Below are 1,198 nucleotides of genomic sequence, written 5' to 3' on the forward strand. Positions count from 1 at the left end.
ATGGCCAAGGCAAAGTTTGAGCGTACCAAGCCGCACTGCAACATTGGGACCATTGGTCACGTTGACCATGGCAAGACGTCGCTGACGGCTGCGATCACGAAGGTGCTTGCCGAGACTGGCGGCGCGTCGTTCACGGCCTATGACCAGATCGACAAGGCGCCGGAAGAGAAGGCGCGCGGCATCACGATCTCGACGAGCCATGTCGAGTACGAGACGGCGAACCGCCATTACGCGCATGTCGACTGCCCCGGCCATGCTGACTATGTGAAGAACATGATCACGGGCGCGGCGCAGATGGACGGCGCGATCCTGGTGGTGTCGGCTGCTGACGGCCCGATGCCGCAGACCCGCGAGCACATCCTGCTGGCGCGCCAGGTCGGCGTGCCGTCGCTGGTTGTGTTCATGAACAAGTGCGACATGGTGGACGACGCCGAACTGCTCGACCTGGTCGAGCTGGAAGTGCGCGAGCTGTTGTCGAAGTATGATTTCCCGGGCGACGACATCCCGATCGTGCGCGGTTCGGCGCTTGCTGCCCTTGAGGACAGCAACAAGGAGCTGGGCCACGACGCGATCCTGAAGCTGATGGCTGAAGTCGACCGCTACATCCCGCAGCCGGAGCGTCCGAAGGACAAGCCGTTCCTGATGCCGGTTGAAGACGTGTTCTCGATCTCGGGCCGCGGCACGGTTGTGACCGGTCGCGTCGAGCGCGGCATCGTGAAGGTCGGTGAGGAAGTCGAGATCGTGGGCCTGAAGGCCACGGTGAAGACGACCGTGACCGGCGTTGAAATGTTCCGCAAGCTGCTGGACAGCGGCGAGGCTGGCGACAACATCGGCGCGCTGCTGCGCGGCGTGCAGCGTGAAGACGTTGAGCGCGGCCAGGTTCTGGCCAAGCCGGGTTCGATCACCCCGCACACCAAGTTCAAGGCCGAAGCCTACATCCTGACCAAGGAAGAGGGCGGTCGCCATACCCCGTTCTTCACCAACTACCGTCCGCAGTTCTACTTCCGCACCACCGACGTGACCGGTGTTGTGGCCCTGCCGGCCGGCGTTGAGATGGTGATGCCGGGCGACAACGTGTCGATGGATGTCGAGCTGATCGCGCCGATCGCCATGGACGAAGGTCTGCGCTTCGCGATCCGCGAAGGCGGCCGCACCGTCGGCGCCGGCGTCGTCGCCAAGGTCATCGCGTAAGTTACGC

1 protein-coding gene is annotated in these 1,198 nt (G+C 63.8%); it reads left to right on the forward strand.

Annotation, left to right across the window (positions count from 1 at the left end):
* Complete coding sequence (gene tuf / locus AC1RRT_RS20520) at positions 1-1,191, forward strand: elongation factor Tu (protein ID WP_493015847.1); 1,191 nt, start codon at positions 1-3, stop codon at positions 1,189-1,191.
* Positions 1,192-1,198 lie beyond the last annotated feature (7 nt).

The sequence above is a fragment of the Ferrovibrio sp. GW821-FHT12B10 genome (assembly GCF_058807515.1).